Here is a 15,243-nt window from a genome sequence, read left to right as displayed (position 1 = left end):
GCACCTCCTTCATTCATTAGCGAAGCGTTGTATTATTTAGCGCTCAGCAAAATTTTCTCACACAAATCTGGGAAGCTGATGCCTACAGCAGCAGCAGCCTTCGGAACCAGGCTGGTTGCGGTCATGCCGGGCACAGTGTTGGCCTCGAGCACATAAGCAACGCCATCTGCATCACCCAGCATTGCATCTACACGTGCTACACCGGAAAGTCCCAGCAGCTTGTAGGTTTCTACAGCTATTTTCTGGATATAAGCGGTAGTTTCCTCATCAAACGGTGCGGGACAATGGTAGTCCGTAGCACCCTTGGTATATTTGGAATGGAAATCATAGGCACCGGAATGCGGTGCAATCCAGATAACCGGCAGCGGCTTCGGCTCGCCATTTTCTTCCATAATGGAGATGGTCAGCTCCTTGCCCTTGATGCACTTTTCTGCCAGCACGTTTTCGGAATACTTGAAGGCTTCCTCCAGCGCAGGAACAACCTCCTCCGCAGTCTTAGGAATAACAACGCCAATGCTGGAGCCCTGGGTTGCTGCCTTGATAACTACAGGCAGACCGAACTCGGAAATAATTTTCTCTGCCAGCTCCTGCAGGTCGCCTGCATCACGCTTGTTGATAATCATGCAGGGTGCAGTAGGAATGCCTGCAGACTGCAGATAACGCTTCGTAGCAGATTTATCCATAGAAACAGCGCTTGCCAGCACACCACAGCCGGTGTAGGGAATGCCTGCTGCCTCCAGAATGCTCTGCAGGCGGCCATCTTCGCCGTACATACCATGAACGGCGTTAAATACTACCTTAGCGTTCATATCGCGCAGCTCGTTAATCAGATTAGCAGGCTCCAGCTCCAGCTCTTTGGCATTATAGCCCTTTTCGCGCAGCGCATTGGCGATAGCACAGCCGGTAACACGCGAAATTTCGGCCTCAGAGGAAGGACCGCCCAAAACAACAGCAACAACATCTTGCTTATTAATCTGCATTTCTTTCCAACTCCCTAACTAATTCTTCACCAATTTTAAATACATCACCGGCACCAATGGTCATCACCAAGTCGCCGGCACGTACAACGCGCTCCAGATATTCTTCAGCCTTGGTCAGCTTGCCGATATACAGCACCTCCTGACCTGTCGCTGCCTTGATACCCTCCGCCAGATGCATGCTGCTCACACCGGGAATTGCTTCCTCGCTGGCTGCATAAATGTCGGTCAGGATCAGCTCATCGCAATCCTTAAAGCATTCGCAGAACTCGGAGAACAGCAGCTTGGTGCGAGTATAGCGATGCGGCTGGAACACGCACAGCAAACGTTCAGGCTTAGTCTGTCTGGCAGCCTTCAGCGTTACGCCGATTTCTGTCGGATGGTGGGCATAATCATCAACAACCCACACACCATTGACCTTACCCTTGGTTTCAAAACGACGCTTAGCACCGCCAAACTTTTTCAGGGAAGCAAGAATCTGGTCGGTAGCAATGCCCATCTCGCGAGCAGCAGCAAAGGCACCCATAGAATTGAGCACATTATGTCTGCCGGGAACAACAAGATGTACCTCAGTCACAAATTCTCCCTTGTAGTAAAGCTTGTAGCTGGTGCCGTCAACACCATAGGAAATGTCGCGGGCAATGTAGTCAGCACCCTCGCCCTCAACACCATAGGTAATGACCTCTTTATCAGTTTCGCCAGCCAGACGGCGTACCTTTGCATTGTCAAAGCAAAGAATCGCCTTGCCGCCCTCTTTGATATTGCCAACAAACTGCTTAAAGGCCTGATATATATTTTCTTCTGTACCATAATGGTCCAGATGGTCATCTTCAATATTAGTTACTACTGCCAGATACGGATACAGCTTGAGGAAGGAGCCGTCGCTCTCGTCTGCCTCCGCTACTACGAAACGGCCTGCGCCGTTGCGTGCGTTGCCGCCGAGGCTGCTTACCTCGCCGCCGATGATGACAGTCGGATCAATGCCGCTTTCGGCCGCAATGCAGGAAATCATCGCACTGGTAGTAGTTTTGCCATGTGCACCAGCAACAGCCACGCCGTCGTCAGCATTCATAATTGCTGCCAGCACATCACTGCGGTGCAGCACAGGAATACCGCGTCTGCGTGCCTCCACCAGCTCCGGATTGTTCTGGTGAATCGCTGTAGAAATAACTACAGCCTCAGCATCCTCCACCTGGCTGGCAGCATGGCCCATATAAACCATAGCGCCCTCCTCCGCCAGATGTGCCGACATATGGCCGGCGTTCAGATCGGAGCCGCTCACATCATAGCCGCGCTTAATCAGGACATAAGCAATTGCGCTCATGCCAGCGCCGCCGATACCGATAAAATGTATGTTATGCAGTTTTGCTAATTTGTTTTCAGCCACTCGAGGCCCTCCCTTATTGTTTAGTCAAGGCCACAGCCTCTTTGGCTATAACCTCTGCAGCCTGCGGTCTGCCAAGCTTTTTGGCTGCCGCCTGCATTTGCTGCAATTCCTCCGCGTGCACTAATAAATGCTCGATAAATTCCAAAACGGTGTCGCCAGTCAGGTCCTTATCCAAAATAACCTTGGCTGCACCCTGCGCTTCTACCGCTCTGGCATTAAACTCCTGGTGATTTGCTGTAGCATACGGATATGGCACCAGAAGCGATGGTACGCCCTTCGCCATCAGCTCCGCCAGGCCGATTGCACCGGCACGGAACACTGCCAGATCTGCGGCAGCCAGCGCCACCGGCATATTATGCAGATACGGTTTGATGATAATGTTATCAGCCACGCCGCCACGCTTTTTGATTTCAGCCATATAGGCTTCGTAGTTCACATCACCTGTTGCATGCAGCACCTGTACCTCCGGTCTGCCGGAAAGCGCCAGCTCTGCTTCGAGCATAGCGTTGTTGATGGTGCGTGCACCGCGACTGCCGCCGCTGACAAGAATCGTCTTCTTTTTGGCGTCCAGCCCCAGCTCTTTAATAGCCTCCTCGCGCGTATGCTGCAATATTTCACTGCGGATAGGGTTGCCGGTATATTCCAGCTCCGCCTTGCCGTGAAAATATTTGCGGCCTGCCTCATAGCCCAAAAATACCTTGCGTACATAGCGTGACAAAATCTTATTGGTCACACCGGGCATCGCATTCTGCTCCTGAATGCAGCATGGAATACCCTTGAGCGCTGCCATAAAGACAACAGGACCGCAGACATAGCCGCCGGTGCCAATCACCAGGTCAGGTTTTTCGTCGCTGATGATTTTGTAGGCATCATAAAGGCCTGCAAAAAGCTTGGCCGCACTGCGCAGGGTGTCAAAGCTCAGACTGCGCTTAAAGCCTGCTACCTCAATGAACTGCAGCTTGTAGCCATAGCGGGGAATGATATCCTTCTCCAAGCCCTGCCTGGTGCCTACGAAGCTGACCTCCGCCTCAGGCTGCAGCTTTTTTATCTGGTCCGCAATGGTCAGGGCCGGATAAATGTGTCCGCCCGTACCGCCGCCGGAAAGAATTACCTTCACTTAACGTTACCTCCCTCCAGCTCGTGTACCAGCTTTTTAAAATAGTTACCACGCTCCGGATAATTTTTGAACATATCAAAGGACGAGCAGGCCGGGGAAAGCAGCACTACCTGCGGCTTATGCGCCAACGCATGCGCCTTGGCTACTGCGTCCTCAAAGCTGTCGGCCAGCACAATGTTCTGCACGCCGCAGGCAACAGCATCCTTGTAAAAGCGCTCTTTGGCTGCGCCCAGCAGAATCAGGGCATCCGTCTTTTCCTTCACCAGCTCCATCATCGGCTCCAGCGGTGTCAGCTTATCGTGACCGCCTGCCAGCAGGATGATGTGGCCGTCCTTAAAGGCCTCCAACGCTTTAATCGTAGAATCGGTGTTGGTAGCCTTGGAATCGTTATAATACGGTACGCCGTCGATGGTAGCGACGTACTCAATGCGGTGCTCAATGCTGTGGAAGTTGCGCAGCACATCAGCCATATCGCTGATGCCAACACCGGCGAAGAAGCCACAGGCAATGGCTGCCAGCACGTTTTCTTCGTTGTGACCGCCGAACAGATGCAGCTCGCTGATATTGCAGACAGTTTCCTCTTTGCCGTCCCAGCTGATGATAAAATTACCATCCTGCATATAGATGCCCTGCTGCAGTTTTTCCTTACGGCTGAAGTAACACAGGCGGCCTTTAGTTTCCGCACCCCAGGTACGCACGATAGGATCATCGTAATTCAGCACTGTAACCTGTGCCTCACCCTGCTGACGAAAAATATTTTTCTTCGCCTCGCCGTAGGCCTCCATCGTATGATGGCGCTCCAGATGATCCGGAGTCAAGTTAAGCACTACTGCGATATCAGGGCAGAAGCTGCTGACTTTTTCCAGCTGGAAGCTGGAAAGCTCAGCAGCGAGCCAGCCTTCCTGCGGCAGGCTTTCTACTTCCTTAGACAGCGCCAAGCCAATGTTGCCCCCTACAGCAGAAGGCACCGGCAAACGCTTGAGCATTTCGCCCACAATAGTAGTGGTAGTGGTTTTGCCGTTAGTACCGGTGATAGCAGCAATATGACCTCCGTACAGCCTGCAGCCCAGCTCTACCTCGCTGATGACCTCCAATCCGCGCTGCTCTGCCACCAGCACGTTTTTGCTGTCGCAGGCAATACCTGGTGACAGCACCAGCACACCGGCAATATCCAGCAAATGCTCAAAGGCATCCTGCCCGATGGCCAGACCACCGCCAGTGCTCTGCAAAAGCTTCAACAGCTGCGGCTCAATGGTGCAGTCCATATCGTTATATAAATAAACCTGCTGCTTTCTGTCCGCCAGCACCTGTGCTGCGCCACGGCCGCTGATACCAGCGCCATAAACGATTACAGCATTCTTTTTAGTCATCAAGAAACACCCTCTATTCATAAACATATGTAGGCTATAGCCATTTCAGCGCCCCAAAAGCGCCAAAAGGATATAGCCGGAAAAATTTTATACAAATGCATTCAGCCACAGGCACAGGCCAATGACAGATAACAGGCAGCTTACTGCTGTAAACACACGCACAACCTTAACCTCAGGCCAGCCGCCCAGCTCAAAATGATGGTGCAGCGGTGCCATGCGGAAGATACGCTTGCCGCCGCTGAAGCGGAAGTAGGTAACCTGCATGATTACCGAAATCGCTTCGGCAACATAAATGCCGCCCACAACAACCAAAAGCAGCTCGGTGCGTGTCAAAAGTGCCAGCGCAGCTACAGCGCCGCCCAACGCCAGGGAACCGGTATCACCCATGAATACCTTGGCGGGATGACGGTTAAACAGTAAAAAGCCCAGACAGGCACCGGTCAGGCCCAAAGCAAAGCCGCTCAAATCGAGCATGCCCTGCATATAGGCAATAAACGCAAAAACCAGCGTAACCGGCAGACTGACAAAGGAAACCAGTCCGTCCAGACCATCAGTCAGGTTTACGGCATTGGTCGTGCCCACCAAAAGCAGGAAGGCCAGCACATAATAACCCCACCCCATGTCAACAACAGCATTGATGCCGGGAACCCACAGCTCCGTATTGCGGATATGCGTTTCAGCAAAATACACATAAGCGCCGGCCAGAATGAACTGCAGCAAAAATTTTTGCTTCGCTGTCAGGCCCAGATTGCGCTTCATTACAACCTTGATGTAATCATCTATAAAGCCTATAACTGCATGGCCCACCGTCAGCACCAGGGCAATAATCACATGGGGAGTAAACTTGCCCCATAGCAAAGCCACAATCAGTGCCGCCAGCATCATCAGGCCACCCATAGTCGGCGTGCCGCTTTTGGCCATATGGCTCGCCGGCCCGCATTCGCGAATGGATTGGCCAAACTTCAGCTTGTGCAGATAAGGAATCAGCACCGGGCCGATTAAGGCACACACGATAAACGCAGTCACAGGAATTCCGATTAATTTCAACATCTATTAAATCTCACTCTCTAAAGTTTACTTGAACAGCTCCAGCATCTTGTCAACCTGCATGGAATGGCTGCCCTTCAGCAGGATAATGTCACCTGCATTAGCCAGCTGGCGCAGTGTATCTGCTGCCTCCTGACGGTCAGCGCAATGCTTGCTCTTGCCGCCAAGCTTTGCAGCCTCATCTGCAATATAAGCAGCCTGCGGGCCATAGGTCAGTACAAAATCCACACCGTTTTCTACAGCCCAGCGCCCCACGCGGCGATGAGCGTCCTCGCTGATAGCGCCCAGCTCCAGCATGTCAGCCAGCACAGCAATAGTGCGAGCCTTGCCATGCGCTGCCTTCTTGGCCTCCGCCAAGGTTTTCAGTGCCGCTTCCATAGAAGCAGGACTTGCATTATATGCGTCATTGATAAAGGTAATGTCGCCGATATAAATTATTTCCTGACGGCTGCCGGTAAGACGGGCAGTTGCCAATGCCTGCGCACTGACTGCCAGCGGCACGCCGTAGCAGTAAGCGCCGGCAATAGCGCTCAGCGCGTTGTAAACATTATGCTCGCCAATCAGCTGCAGGCTCACCTTCACAGCCTCACCTGTAGCCTTGTGCGTGCAGGTAAAGGTAGTGCCTGCGCCACTGGTCACAATGTCGCTGCCGCGGAAGTCGCAGTTTTCGCCCAGGCCGAAGTACACAACCTGCGCCTTCGTCTTGCCTGCTGCCGCCAGCACGTATTCATTGTCGCCGTTGAGCACAGCAAAGCCATCCTCCGGCAGATTAACTACAATCTCGCTCTTAGCCTTGCCGATATTTTCCATGCTGCCCAAAAGCTCCATATGGGTTTCACCCACGTTGGTAATCAGGCCGCTGTCAGGCTCTGCGATGCGGCACAGCTCAGCAATCTGGCCCAGGCCGCGCATACCCATTTCCACAACGGCAATATCCGTATCTGGCTGAATGCTCAGCAATGTTTTCGGCAGACCGATTTCATTATTGAAGTTGCCCTGAGTTTTGACAACATTATATTTGCAGCTCAGGCAGGCAGCCAGCAAATCCTTGGTAGAGGTTTTGCCGTTAGAGCCTGTGATAGCAAAAACCTTCAGGCCCTGCTTACGCAGACGGTAAGCATGCGCCAGCTGCTGGTAGGCAAGCAGTGTATCATCAACCATGAACACAGCAACGCCCGCAGGCAGGCCACTAACCTCATGGGAAACAACAACGCCCGCAGCACCCAGCTCCACAGCCTTGGCACAATAATCGTGGCCGTCAAAATTATCGCCCTTCAGCGCTACAAACAATTCTCCCGGCTTCACCGCGCGTGAATCGGTGGTTACGCCGCTAAACTCAAAATCTGCACAAACAGCCTTGGTGGCTGCTAAAACTTCACTGGCCTTCAGCATTTTTTATCACTCCAGTATTCCATTACAACTTCTTTATCGTCAAAGTGAATAGTTCTGTCCTTCAAAATCTGGTAATTTTCATGGCCCTTACCGGCAATCAGGATTACATCATCGGCAGCAGCGTTGGCCAGCGCATAGCAGATAGCCTCATGTCTGTCGCTCAGACGGGTAACCTGCTTGCCTGCAGGCACATCCTGCAGCGCTGTAAAGATTTCGTCGATAATCAGCTCCGGATCCTCAGTACGCGGATTATCGGAGGTAACGACAATATTATCAGCCAATTGCAGCGCCAATGCACCCATCAGCGGGCGCTTCTTGTTGTCGCGGTCGCCGCCGCAGCCGAACACCACCCACAGCTTGCCGCGGGTAATGGAGCGTGCAGTCTTCAGCACGTTCTCCAGGCCATCGGGAGTATGCGCATAGTCCACGATAACGGTATAAGGCTGACCTGCCTCAACCAGCTGGAAGCGACCGGGAACGCCGTCAAAGCCGTCGAGCACGGAGCAGATGATATCCTTGTCAATCTTTTCAGCCAGCATCGCACCGATAACGCCCATAACATTATACACGTTGAACTCGCCGGTAATCTTCAGCTCCAGGTCCATTTCACCCACCGGAGTGTGCAGCAAAAGCTGCATATGCTTCGGCTCTACAGTAAAGCTCAGCGGGTAGATGTCATTGTCATGGCCTTCGCCGTAGGTCAGCACGTTAGCCTTGGTACGCTCGCGGATAATCGCGGAGCTGGCGTCGTCCATGTTGAAGACAGCGTTTTTATTCGGCTTATTGCCGTCAGTCAGATGCTCAAAGAGCAGGCTCTTGGCATCACGATAATTTTCCATGGTTTTATGGAAGTCCAGGTGATCCTGGGTAATATTCGTCAGCACAGCGCAGTCATATTCAATGCCTGCAACACGCTTCAGTGCCAGCGCATGGCTGGAAACCTCCATTACGCAGTAGTCGCAGCCGGCGCAGCACATAGCATACAGCGTCTTCTGCAGGTCAACTACGTCCGGAGTAGTGTTGTGAGATTCAGTAATCTCATCGTTAATCATGATATTGATGGTACCAATCAGGCCCACCTTGTAGCCTGCCTTACGCAGAATCAGGCGGATAATGTTGGTAGAGGTGGTTTTGCCGTTAGTACCGGTCACGCCGATCATTCTCAGCTTGCGGCCGGGGTAATCATAAAAATACGGAGTTACCAGCTCCATCGCCTCGCGCGTATCAGCAACCTTTATCAGGGTAATGCCCTGCGGCACTTCCGCCGGCACATCTTCCACCAGCGCAGCAACAGCACCCTTTTCGGCAGCCATCGCCAAAAATTTATGTCCGTCTACAGTCGCGCCCTTCAGGCAGATAAAAAGGCTGCCAGCCACAACTGCACGGGAATCAGCAGTTACATCAGTAATTACTTTATCAGCACTGCCAAGGACTTCCGCCTGCGGCAGCAATGCAAGGAGAGAAGCTAATTGCTTTTCCATTTATAAACCTCCTGTTTCAGCTTCTGCAGCATAAAGGCAAAAGCATAAATTTCTTATAGATTTCTTGTACTAGAGAAGTTAAATTGAAACGGCAGCCAAAAGGCTGCCTCCCAAAAACCCATTCAAATTATATCACAATATACAGTGAATGGCTATGTATATTTGTTATTTGGTAGCCAAAGAATTGCTGCTTTTTGCATTCTCGCCAGCCTTAACATAGATGTTGCTGCGGGCAACGCTCATACCAAGGCGCTGCTCTGCCAGGCCGATAATACGCTCCGGACCTTTGAGCTGTTCAACCTCAATTCTCAGCTCGTTGTTCTGGTTAATCAGCTGTGCCTCCTGCTTCTGCAGGCTGACAAGCTCATTGCTGCACTGCACCATAGCCTCGCTGCGCAGAACCATAGCGAAATAAGCCACCATGACAACTGCCATAATTTTGAACAGTCCACTGCGGATAAGCTTCATTTTATCAGGTTTACGTCTTCTGCGACGGACAGGCTGCGGAGCTTCGTACTGCTCAGCAGGCTGCTCTTGCCAGGCGTAATTGTCGTATTTTCTAGCAAGCATCAAAATCACCCTTCATCACACATCACATCTATCTTAATCTATCTGTCAAATCTTGATTGCGTAACGCAAGCGAGCACTGCGGCTGCGCGGATTCTCTTCAACCTCGGCCTTGGAGGGAACGATATTGCCGGTTTTACGCAGCTGCGGCTTTTTGCCGCACACGCATACAGGAAGCTGTGGCGGGCAGGTGCAGCCCTTGGCCAGCTTAGCAAAGGTCTGCTTGATAATTCTGTCCTCCAGCGAATGGAAGGTAATAACGCCGATACGGCCGCCGCTCTTTAAGCGGTCCACAGCTTTTTCCATCGTATCAGCCAGAATTCCCAGCTCATTGTTCACCTCAATGCGAATCGCCTGGAAGGTGCGCTTCGCCGGGTGCGGGCCGTCAAGCCTTGCTCCCTTGGGGATAGCCTTCTTGATTACATCCACCAGCTCAAAGGTAGTGGTCAGCGGCTTTTCCTTGCGTGCTGCCACAATAAACTGTGCGATACGCTTCGCCCAGCGCTCCTCGCCGTAACGGTGAATAATATCCGCCAGTTCTTCTTCCTTATAGTGGTTTACAATGTACTCTGCATCCAGACTCGCTTCTTTATTCATGCGCATATCCAAAGGTCCGTCATGCATATATGAGAAACCACGCTCCGGCGTATCCAGTTGGTAGCTGGAAACGCCCAAATCAAAAAAGATACCGTCAATTTTATCAATGCCCATAGAATCCAATACCTGGGAAAAGTTTTCAAAATTAGACTTGGCAACAGCGGTTTTGCAGGCAAACTTGTTCAGCAAACGCGCAGAGCCTGCCGCAATCGCATCATCGTCCTGGTCAATGCCAAGCATCAGGCCACCAGCCTCCAGCTGAGCGGCAAAGGCACTGGTGTGACCGGCACCGCCCATGGTGCAGTCCACGTAAATACCATTTTTATCTGTTATCAAAAACTCCACGCTCTCAGCGAGCAGGATACTTGTATGCTTAAATTCCATAGCCAACACCAATCTTATATGCCTAAGTCAGCAAGCTGCTCGGCAAGCTCGCTCACATCCTCAGCATTTTCTTCATTATATTTGTTCCAGCGGCCGGCGTCCCAGATTTCAGCTCTGCTGCCAACGCCAACGATTACAGCATCCTTTTCCAGACCGGCGTGAGCACGCAGGTTTGCCGGCAGCAGCACCCTGCCCTGCTTGTCGCATTCGCCCTCGCAGGCACCGCCAAAGAGGAAACGGGTAAAATCACGCGCTGTTTTGCGGCTCATCGGCAAGGCGGACAGCTTTTGCTCCAGCTTCTGCCATTGCTCCATATCGTATACAAAAAGGCAGCCATCAAGGCCCTTGGTGATGATAAACTTACCGCCCAGGCTTTCACGCAGCTTTGCAGGCATAGCAAGACGACCTTTGGCATCTATGGTATGTTCGTATTCACCCAAAAGCATAATGTCGCCCCCTTTTCACCCACATTGCACCACTTTTCTCCATTATAGCGTTAATCGGCTGCAAACGCAAGTATTTCGCAGCTCAATGTAAAAAAATAATTAAAAAAATGTGAACTCTGTCAAGCTGATTTCGCAAAAAATTTTCCGTAATAAATTTGGCTTTTAGAGATACAAATGATATAATGAGTAAGTACGGATTATGTGTACAATTTTTATTAAAAGAAGGAGATTTATACAATGATTACTAAAGATACCGGCATTATTGAAGCCGTTCAAAACCATCCTGAAATCATGGAGGTTTTCGCTGAATATGGTCTGGGCTGCATCGGCTGCATGGCTGCTCATTTCGAAACCATCGGTCAGGGCGCTGGCGCTCACGGCATTGATGTTGATGCTCTTATCGAAGATATCAACAAGGTTATTGCTGAAGCAGAAGCGAACAAATAATATGGCGAAATGTGATAAATACGGCATTGGCATATTTATTACAGCATAGCAAAAATGAGGGAACTATCTCCAGCATTAGTGGGGACGGTTCCCTGTTTTCATAAGGAGGCTTTGGTTATGTTAAAAACTCGTAAGGTTGTAATCGTCGGCGCAGGTCATGTCGGCTCTCACGTTGCTTTAGCGCTCATCCAGTCCGGTGAAGCAGATGATATTGTATTGATTGATATTCTTAAGGAAAAAGCTGCCGCACAGGCGCTGGACTTAGATGACGGCGTCAGCGGTGCACTTTGCGGCCGTGATGCCATCATCCGCGCCGGTGAATACAGCGAGCTGAACGATGCCGATATTCTGGTAATGGCCTTCGGCCGCAGCCGCCGTCCCGGCGAAACACGTCTTGATATGTTTGACGATTCCATCAAAATGGCCAACGAGGTTATCAGCCACCTGAAGCAGGTTGACTTCAAGGGTATTATGATCAGCATTTCTAATCCGGCAGACATCATCTGCGAGCATATCCGCCGCAAGATGAACTGGGAGCCGCAGCGCTGCTTCTGCACCGGCACCAGCCTTGAAAGCTACCGCCTGCTGCGCGTGCTCAGCGCCGCTACAGGCTACAGCCGCAAATCTATTCAGGCCTTCTGCATGGGCGAGCATGGTAATTCCAGCTTCGTTGTCTGGTCTGCCATCCGCATCGGCAGCAAGAGCTTTGCCCAGCTGCGCGCTGAACGTCCGGAGCTGGCAGCACTCAGCCTGGACGACTTGCAGCTGCAGGTTAAAAGAGCCGGCGACATTGAAGTCGACGGCAAGGGCTGCACGGAATTTGGCATTGCCAACGCTGCCTGCATGCTGATCAAAGCCATCTTCCATGACGAAAAGCTGATTTGGCCCTGCTCCACCGTGCTGAACGGCGAATATGGCCAGAAGGACGTAGCTGCAGGTGTTCCCTGCGTAATCGGCAAAAACGGTATTGAAGAGATTTTAGAGCTACCGCTTACGGAAGAAGAGCAGGCTAAGTTCACCGCTTCCTGCGACATTCTGCGCGGATTCCTGGAGAGAGCTGCAAGCCTGTAAGCTTCCCACTTCCCAGAGGGGCACAACCCTCAGTCATCGCCTGCGGCGATGCCAGCTCCCTGTTAGGGAGCATATAAAAGGCTAGTTTAATTTGCGAAGGTTAGCCTTCCGCATGTCTGATATATCTTCCCTGAAAGGGAAGGTGGCTGCGAGCTTTGCGAGCAGACGGAAGGGTTGCAGCGCGATATTTAATTGCGCCACTTACATGTAAATAAGCAAAAAACACCGGCATCCGCCGTACCACAAGTACGGCAGACGTCGGTGTTTTCATGTTTTAGCATATATTAAACTCTTGCAGACTTTAGGCTTAATACTCCCAGCTCAGACCAACAGCCACCAGCTTGCTGGTATCGTCCCCCAGCTTGCCATAGCCAACAGCAGTATGCAGCAGCAAATCCTTCTGCAGGCTCTTGCTGTAGCTCAGCTCCACCTCCTGCAGCCCGCCATCATGCTGCGCCGTCTTCTGCATATCAGCCCAGGTATAACTCAGTCCCAGCTTGCCGCCATCAGCCAGATAATGGTTAACCTCCGCATAAACGCGTTTCGCATCCGCGCCCAGCCAGTCTCCCAAAATAGCATCCTTATATGTCCAGCCATTCTTCAGCACCCAATGGCCATACCAGGCGTCATTAGTTTTGGCAGCCTCCACGCGCAAATCCCAGCTGCCGTCCGGCACCAGCTGCGGAAAGTACATGCCAACATTATAAGCATTTTCACAGGGGAAGGCATGCGCCTGATCCTCGCCATGCAGCGAAGCATAAACCTGCACGCCCGGGAAGCGGTATTTAAAATCAAGGCCCGCAATATCGTTCCAATTATCCTTTTCAGCATCATCTGCATTATCGCCCAGCAGCCAATGCTTGTTGAACCTCTTGAGCATCGACATGCGCTCCAAACCGATGGTAAACGCATCCGTCGGCATAACATCTACGCGCACGCCCACCAAAGCGGCATGGTCCTTTTCCAGTGCCGAGCTGGAACTTGCAACTCTGTTGCCCTCCAGCCTGCTGGCGAAGACGTTGACATTCGCCTTACCCAGGAATTTCAACGCACCGTTGTCAAAGGTATGCGGCTCCAGCAAATTCAGTTTAATTGCTGTCTGCGGTGTTGCATTGCTGCCAAAGGCCAGCTGTCCTGCACGCCCTACGCCCCAGGACATCGGCTGCCTGCCGGCAGTAATCCCCCACACGCCCAAATGCGTTTTGGCATAGCCCTCAACAAGGCTGGCATCGCCATGCTCGTCCTTGTCCCAGGCAAAGCGCGGCGTAACGCCCACAGCAAGGTCCTTGCTCAGGCTGCCGCTGATGTGCAGCGTACCCACAGCGTTAAAGCCATCGCCATAAAGATAGCCATTATTATTGTGGTTCAAAAGCTGCCAATGTGCCTTGGCGTTATTATATTTATACGCAGCACTGTCCTGCTGCAGATAGGAAAGGTCAACGCTCGCGCCACGCAGCTTCACATTATTGATTTTCCCTGCACCCTGCAGGTAAGCAATCTCCTCTGACAGTCCCTCGCGCATTGCATCCAGCCTGGTCTGCAGGTATGGCGGCAGCGGCTTGCTCTGGGCAATTGCTTCAGCCTGCAGCACCCATTTGGCCATGTCCAGGCGGCTATAAGGCTTGGTATTGGCAGGCATATCCTGGATATAGCCCATGCCTTCCAGCTTATCAAGATAACCGTAATAGCTGCTGTCCAGCGGCACGTCAGCCGTAACCAGCGGGCTGGCGGCGGCACAGCTGCAGCCTAAGGCTGCAGCAATTGCTATAGCACTAAGTATTTTCTTCATCATGCAGCATCTCCTATGCTTATAAATTTGCTCATTACAAGTGCATATTCTATCGCTTGCTTATTGAAAACAGTCTACAGTAATATATTGTAGCAAACTATATTCTATGTTTCAAGATTATTTTATATGCTGATGGCTAAACCTGTATATCGCAACATTATTTCGTTTGTACGATTTTTCAGAATCTTCACTTGGATTTCGTTGCCCTCTTATTTATACTTAGCTTAGCTTGAACATCTACAACAAAATAAGCAGAGCCTACCGGCTCATGTCGGTAGTAATTTAGCAGTACCTACGGTATCCGGAGCTTCCGGATGCTATGTGTACTGCTTTTTTTCTTAAGCACCCTATGTTGTGTTTTGCTGAAGCAAAGATTATAATTAAAGAAGGAAACTATGACCAAAAAACTATCCAAAAGCAGTCTTCTGCTGACACAGGAAGAGCTGCAAAAGCACATCCTGAGCATGACCTTGTTCAACGACCTGCTTGCCAGAGCTGTTTTAGAGGACAAAGAGGCCTGCGAGCATATCCTGCGTGTTCTGACCGGTATCAAAACACTGGTAATCAAAAGAACAAAACGCAGTATGTCATCAGCAAGCTCTCCTCGCACAACATCATCATGGATGTACTCGCTGAGGATGCCAACAACAAGCTTTATGAAATTGAAATTCAGAAGGCAGATGGCGGCATTGCACACGAAAAGAGAATGCTTTATTACGCATCAACTATCATCAATGAATACTTTTTTAAGGGTGACCAGACTTATGCATCTGTACCCGAGCTGCACATTTTTTATATCAGCCAGACAGATATCTGGAAGCTTGGCAAAACCTGCTACCCTATTTTAAAGTTTTTAGGCGATACCAATACTCCCTACAATGACGGACTGCATATGTGCTATATCAACGCAGAGGTTAACGACAACAGCAGTATTGCGCAGCTTATGCAATATTTTGCTACCGCCGACGCAGGTGATTTTAGCCAAGGAAAGCTTTCACAATGTATCAATAATCTTAAAACCACAAAGGAGGGACTCGCAACTATGGATAATTTCAGCAAGCAAATTTATGAGGCTGGCATTAATGACGGAAGAGCTGAAGGCAAGGCTGAAGGTTTGGCTGAAGGCAAAGCTGAAAGCATCAAAAATCTTATGTCTACAATGAATGTCTCC

The 15,243-nt window shown here is 51.0% G+C and carries 14 protein-coding genes; 3 read left to right on the top strand and 11 right to left on the bottom strand.

The genetic code is table 11. The features are described 5' to 3' along the window. Positions 1-32: 32 nt before the first annotated feature. From Q0612_RS08815 to mraZ, 10 genes are all read right to left on the bottom strand, one after another. The gene (locus Q0612_RS08815) at positions 33-980 is read right to left on the bottom strand and encodes a D-alanine--D-alanine ligase (protein WP_298883544.1); all 948 of its coding nucleotides are present in this window, start codon (positions 978-980) and stop codon (positions 33-35) included. Next, the gene (murC, locus tag Q0612_RS08810) at positions 970-2,364 is read right to left on the bottom strand and encodes a UDP-N-acetylmuramate--L-alanine ligase (protein ID WP_298883541.1); all 1,395 of its coding nucleotides are present in this window, start codon (positions 2,362-2,364) and stop codon (positions 970-972) included. Before murC ends, Q0612_RS08815 begins: the two co-directional genes overlap by 11 nt. Positions 2,365-2,377: 13 nt before the next feature. Continuing rightward, entirely contained in the window at positions 2,378-3,481 is a 1,104-nt protein-coding gene (gene murG / locus Q0612_RS08805) for an undecaprenyldiphospho-muramoylpentapeptide beta-N-acetylglucosaminyltransferase (protein WP_298883538.1), read from the bottom strand. Next, on the bottom strand, positions 3,478-4,851 hold the full coding sequence (murD, locus tag Q0612_RS08800; RefSeq protein ID WP_298883535.1) for a UDP-N-acetylmuramoyl-L-alanine--D-glutamate ligase: 1,374 nt from the start codon (positions 4,849-4,851) through the stop codon (positions 3,478-3,480). Before murD ends, murG begins: the two co-directional genes overlap by 4 nt. Positions 4,852-4,938: 87 nt before the next feature. Continuing rightward, positions 4,939-5,901, bottom strand: a complete 963-nt coding sequence (gene mraY, locus Q0612_RS08795) for a phospho-N-acetylmuramoyl-pentapeptide-transferase (protein ID WP_298883531.1) — start codon at positions 5,899-5,901, stop codon at positions 4,939-4,941. 24 nt (positions 5,902-5,925) lie between these two features. After that, positions 5,926-7,290 carry a UDP-N-acetylmuramoyl-tripeptide--D-alanyl-D-alanine ligase gene (murF, locus tag Q0612_RS08790; protein WP_298883528.1) on the bottom strand — a complete coding sequence of 455 codons (1,365 nt, stop codon included), beginning with the start codon at positions 7,288-7,290 and terminating at the stop codon, positions 5,926-5,928. Beyond that, positions 7,284-8,771, bottom strand: a complete 1,488-nt coding sequence (locus Q0612_RS08785; protein WP_298883525.1) for a UDP-N-acetylmuramoyl-L-alanyl-D-glutamate--2,6-diaminopimelate ligase — start codon at positions 8,769-8,771, stop codon at positions 7,284-7,286. Before Q0612_RS08785 ends, murF begins: the two co-directional genes overlap by 7 nt. Before the next feature lie 165 nt (positions 8,772-8,936). Continuing rightward, a complete protein-coding gene (locus Q0612_RS08780) occupies positions 8,937-9,341 on the bottom strand; it encodes a septum formation initiator family protein (RefSeq protein WP_298883522.1) in 405 nt (134 codons plus the stop codon). A 45-nt stretch (positions 9,342-9,386) separates the two neighbouring features. After that, positions 9,387-10,319: a 16S rRNA (cytosine(1402)-N(4))-methyltransferase RsmH gene (gene rsmH / locus Q0612_RS08775; RefSeq protein ID WP_021719812.1), complete on the bottom strand. Its 933-nt coding sequence runs from the start codon at positions 10,317-10,319 to the stop codon at positions 9,387-9,389. A gap of 14 nt (positions 10,320-10,333) precedes the next feature. Next, positions 10,334-10,765: a division/cell wall cluster transcriptional repressor MraZ gene (gene mraZ / locus Q0612_RS08770; RefSeq protein WP_021719813.1), complete on the bottom strand. Its 432-nt coding sequence runs from the start codon at positions 10,763-10,765 to the stop codon at positions 10,334-10,336. A gap of 237 nt (positions 10,766-11,002) precedes the next feature. Here mraZ and Q0612_RS08765 point away from each other — a divergent pair, with 237 nt between their 5' ends. Together Q0612_RS08765 and Q0612_RS08760 are read left to right on the top strand one after the other, a co-directional pair. Then, the gene (locus Q0612_RS08765) at positions 11,003-11,212 is read left to right on the top strand and encodes a DUF1858 domain-containing protein (protein WP_021719814.1); all 210 of its coding nucleotides are present in this window, start codon (positions 11,003-11,005) and stop codon (positions 11,210-11,212) included. A 117-nt stretch (positions 11,213-11,329) separates the two neighbouring features. After that, complete coding sequence (locus Q0612_RS08760) at positions 11,330-12,283, top strand: L-lactate dehydrogenase (RefSeq protein WP_298883516.1); 954 nt, start codon at positions 11,330-11,332, stop codon at positions 12,281-12,283. A gap of 307 nt (positions 12,284-12,590) precedes the next feature. Here Q0612_RS08760 and Q0612_RS08755 read toward each other — a convergent pair whose 3' ends face one another. After that, the gene (locus tag Q0612_RS08755; protein ID WP_298883513.1) at positions 12,591-14,075 is read right to left on the bottom strand and encodes a capsule assembly Wzi family protein; all 1,485 of its coding nucleotides are present in this window, start codon (positions 14,073-14,075) and stop codon (positions 12,591-12,593) included. Between the two features lie 346 nt (positions 14,076-14,421). Between Q0612_RS08755 and Q0612_RS08750 the strand changes: the two genes are divergently transcribed. Continuing rightward, a partial coding sequence (locus Q0612_RS08750; RefSeq protein WP_298883510.1) for a PD-(D/E)XK nuclease family transposase occupies positions 14,422-15,243 on the top strand: 822 nt, incomplete at its 3' end.

Source organism: uncultured Phascolarctobacterium sp. (assembly GCF_937920985.1).
Taxonomy (GTDB): Bacteria; Bacillota; Negativicutes; order Acidaminococcales; family Acidaminococcaceae; genus Phascolarctobacterium_A.
This window is presented reverse-complemented; position numbering and strand designations above follow the sequence as displayed.

Bases quoted from the DNA above. Each gene is read 5' to 3' on its own strand.
- Q0612_RS08815 (WP_298883544.1), bottom strand. From the start codon at position 980: ATGCAGATTAATAAGCAAGATGTTGTTGCTGTTGTTTTGGGCGGTCCT.
- murD (WP_298883535.1), bottom strand. From the start codon at position 4,851: ATGACTAAAAAGAATGCTGTAATCGTTTATGGCGCTGGTATCAGCGGC.
- mraY (WP_298883531.1), bottom strand. From the start codon at position 5,901: ATGTTGAAATTAATCGGAATTCCTGTGACTGCGTTTATCGTGTGTGCC.
- murF (WP_298883528.1), bottom strand. From the start codon at position 7,290: ATGCTGAAGGCCAGTGAAGTTTTAGCAGCCACCAAGGCTGTTTGTGCA.
- Q0612_RS08785 (WP_298883525.1), bottom strand. From the start codon at position 8,771: ATGGAAAAGCAATTAGCTTCTCTCCTTGCATTGCTGCCGCAGGCGGAA.
- Q0612_RS08780 (WP_298883522.1), bottom strand. From the start codon at position 9,341: ATGCTTGCTAGAAAATACGACAATTACGCCTGGCAAGAGCAGCCTGCT.
- rsmH (WP_021719812.1), bottom strand. From the start codon at position 10,319: ATGGAATTTAAGCATACAAGTATCCTGCTCGCTGAGAGCGTGGAGTTT.
- mraZ (WP_021719813.1), bottom strand. From the start codon at position 10,765: ATGCTTTTGGGTGAATACGAACATACCATAGATGCCAAAGGTCGTCTT.
- Q0612_RS08765 (WP_021719814.1), top strand. From the start codon at position 11,003: ATGATTACTAAAGATACCGGCATTATTGAAGCCGTTCAAAACCATCCT.
- Q0612_RS08760 (WP_298883516.1), top strand. From the start codon at position 11,330: ATGTTAAAAACTCGTAAGGTTGTAATCGTCGGCGCAGGTCATGTCGGC.
- Q0612_RS08755 (WP_298883513.1), bottom strand. From the start codon at position 14,075: ATGATGAAGAAAATACTTAGTGCTATAGCAATTGCTGCAGCCTTAGGC.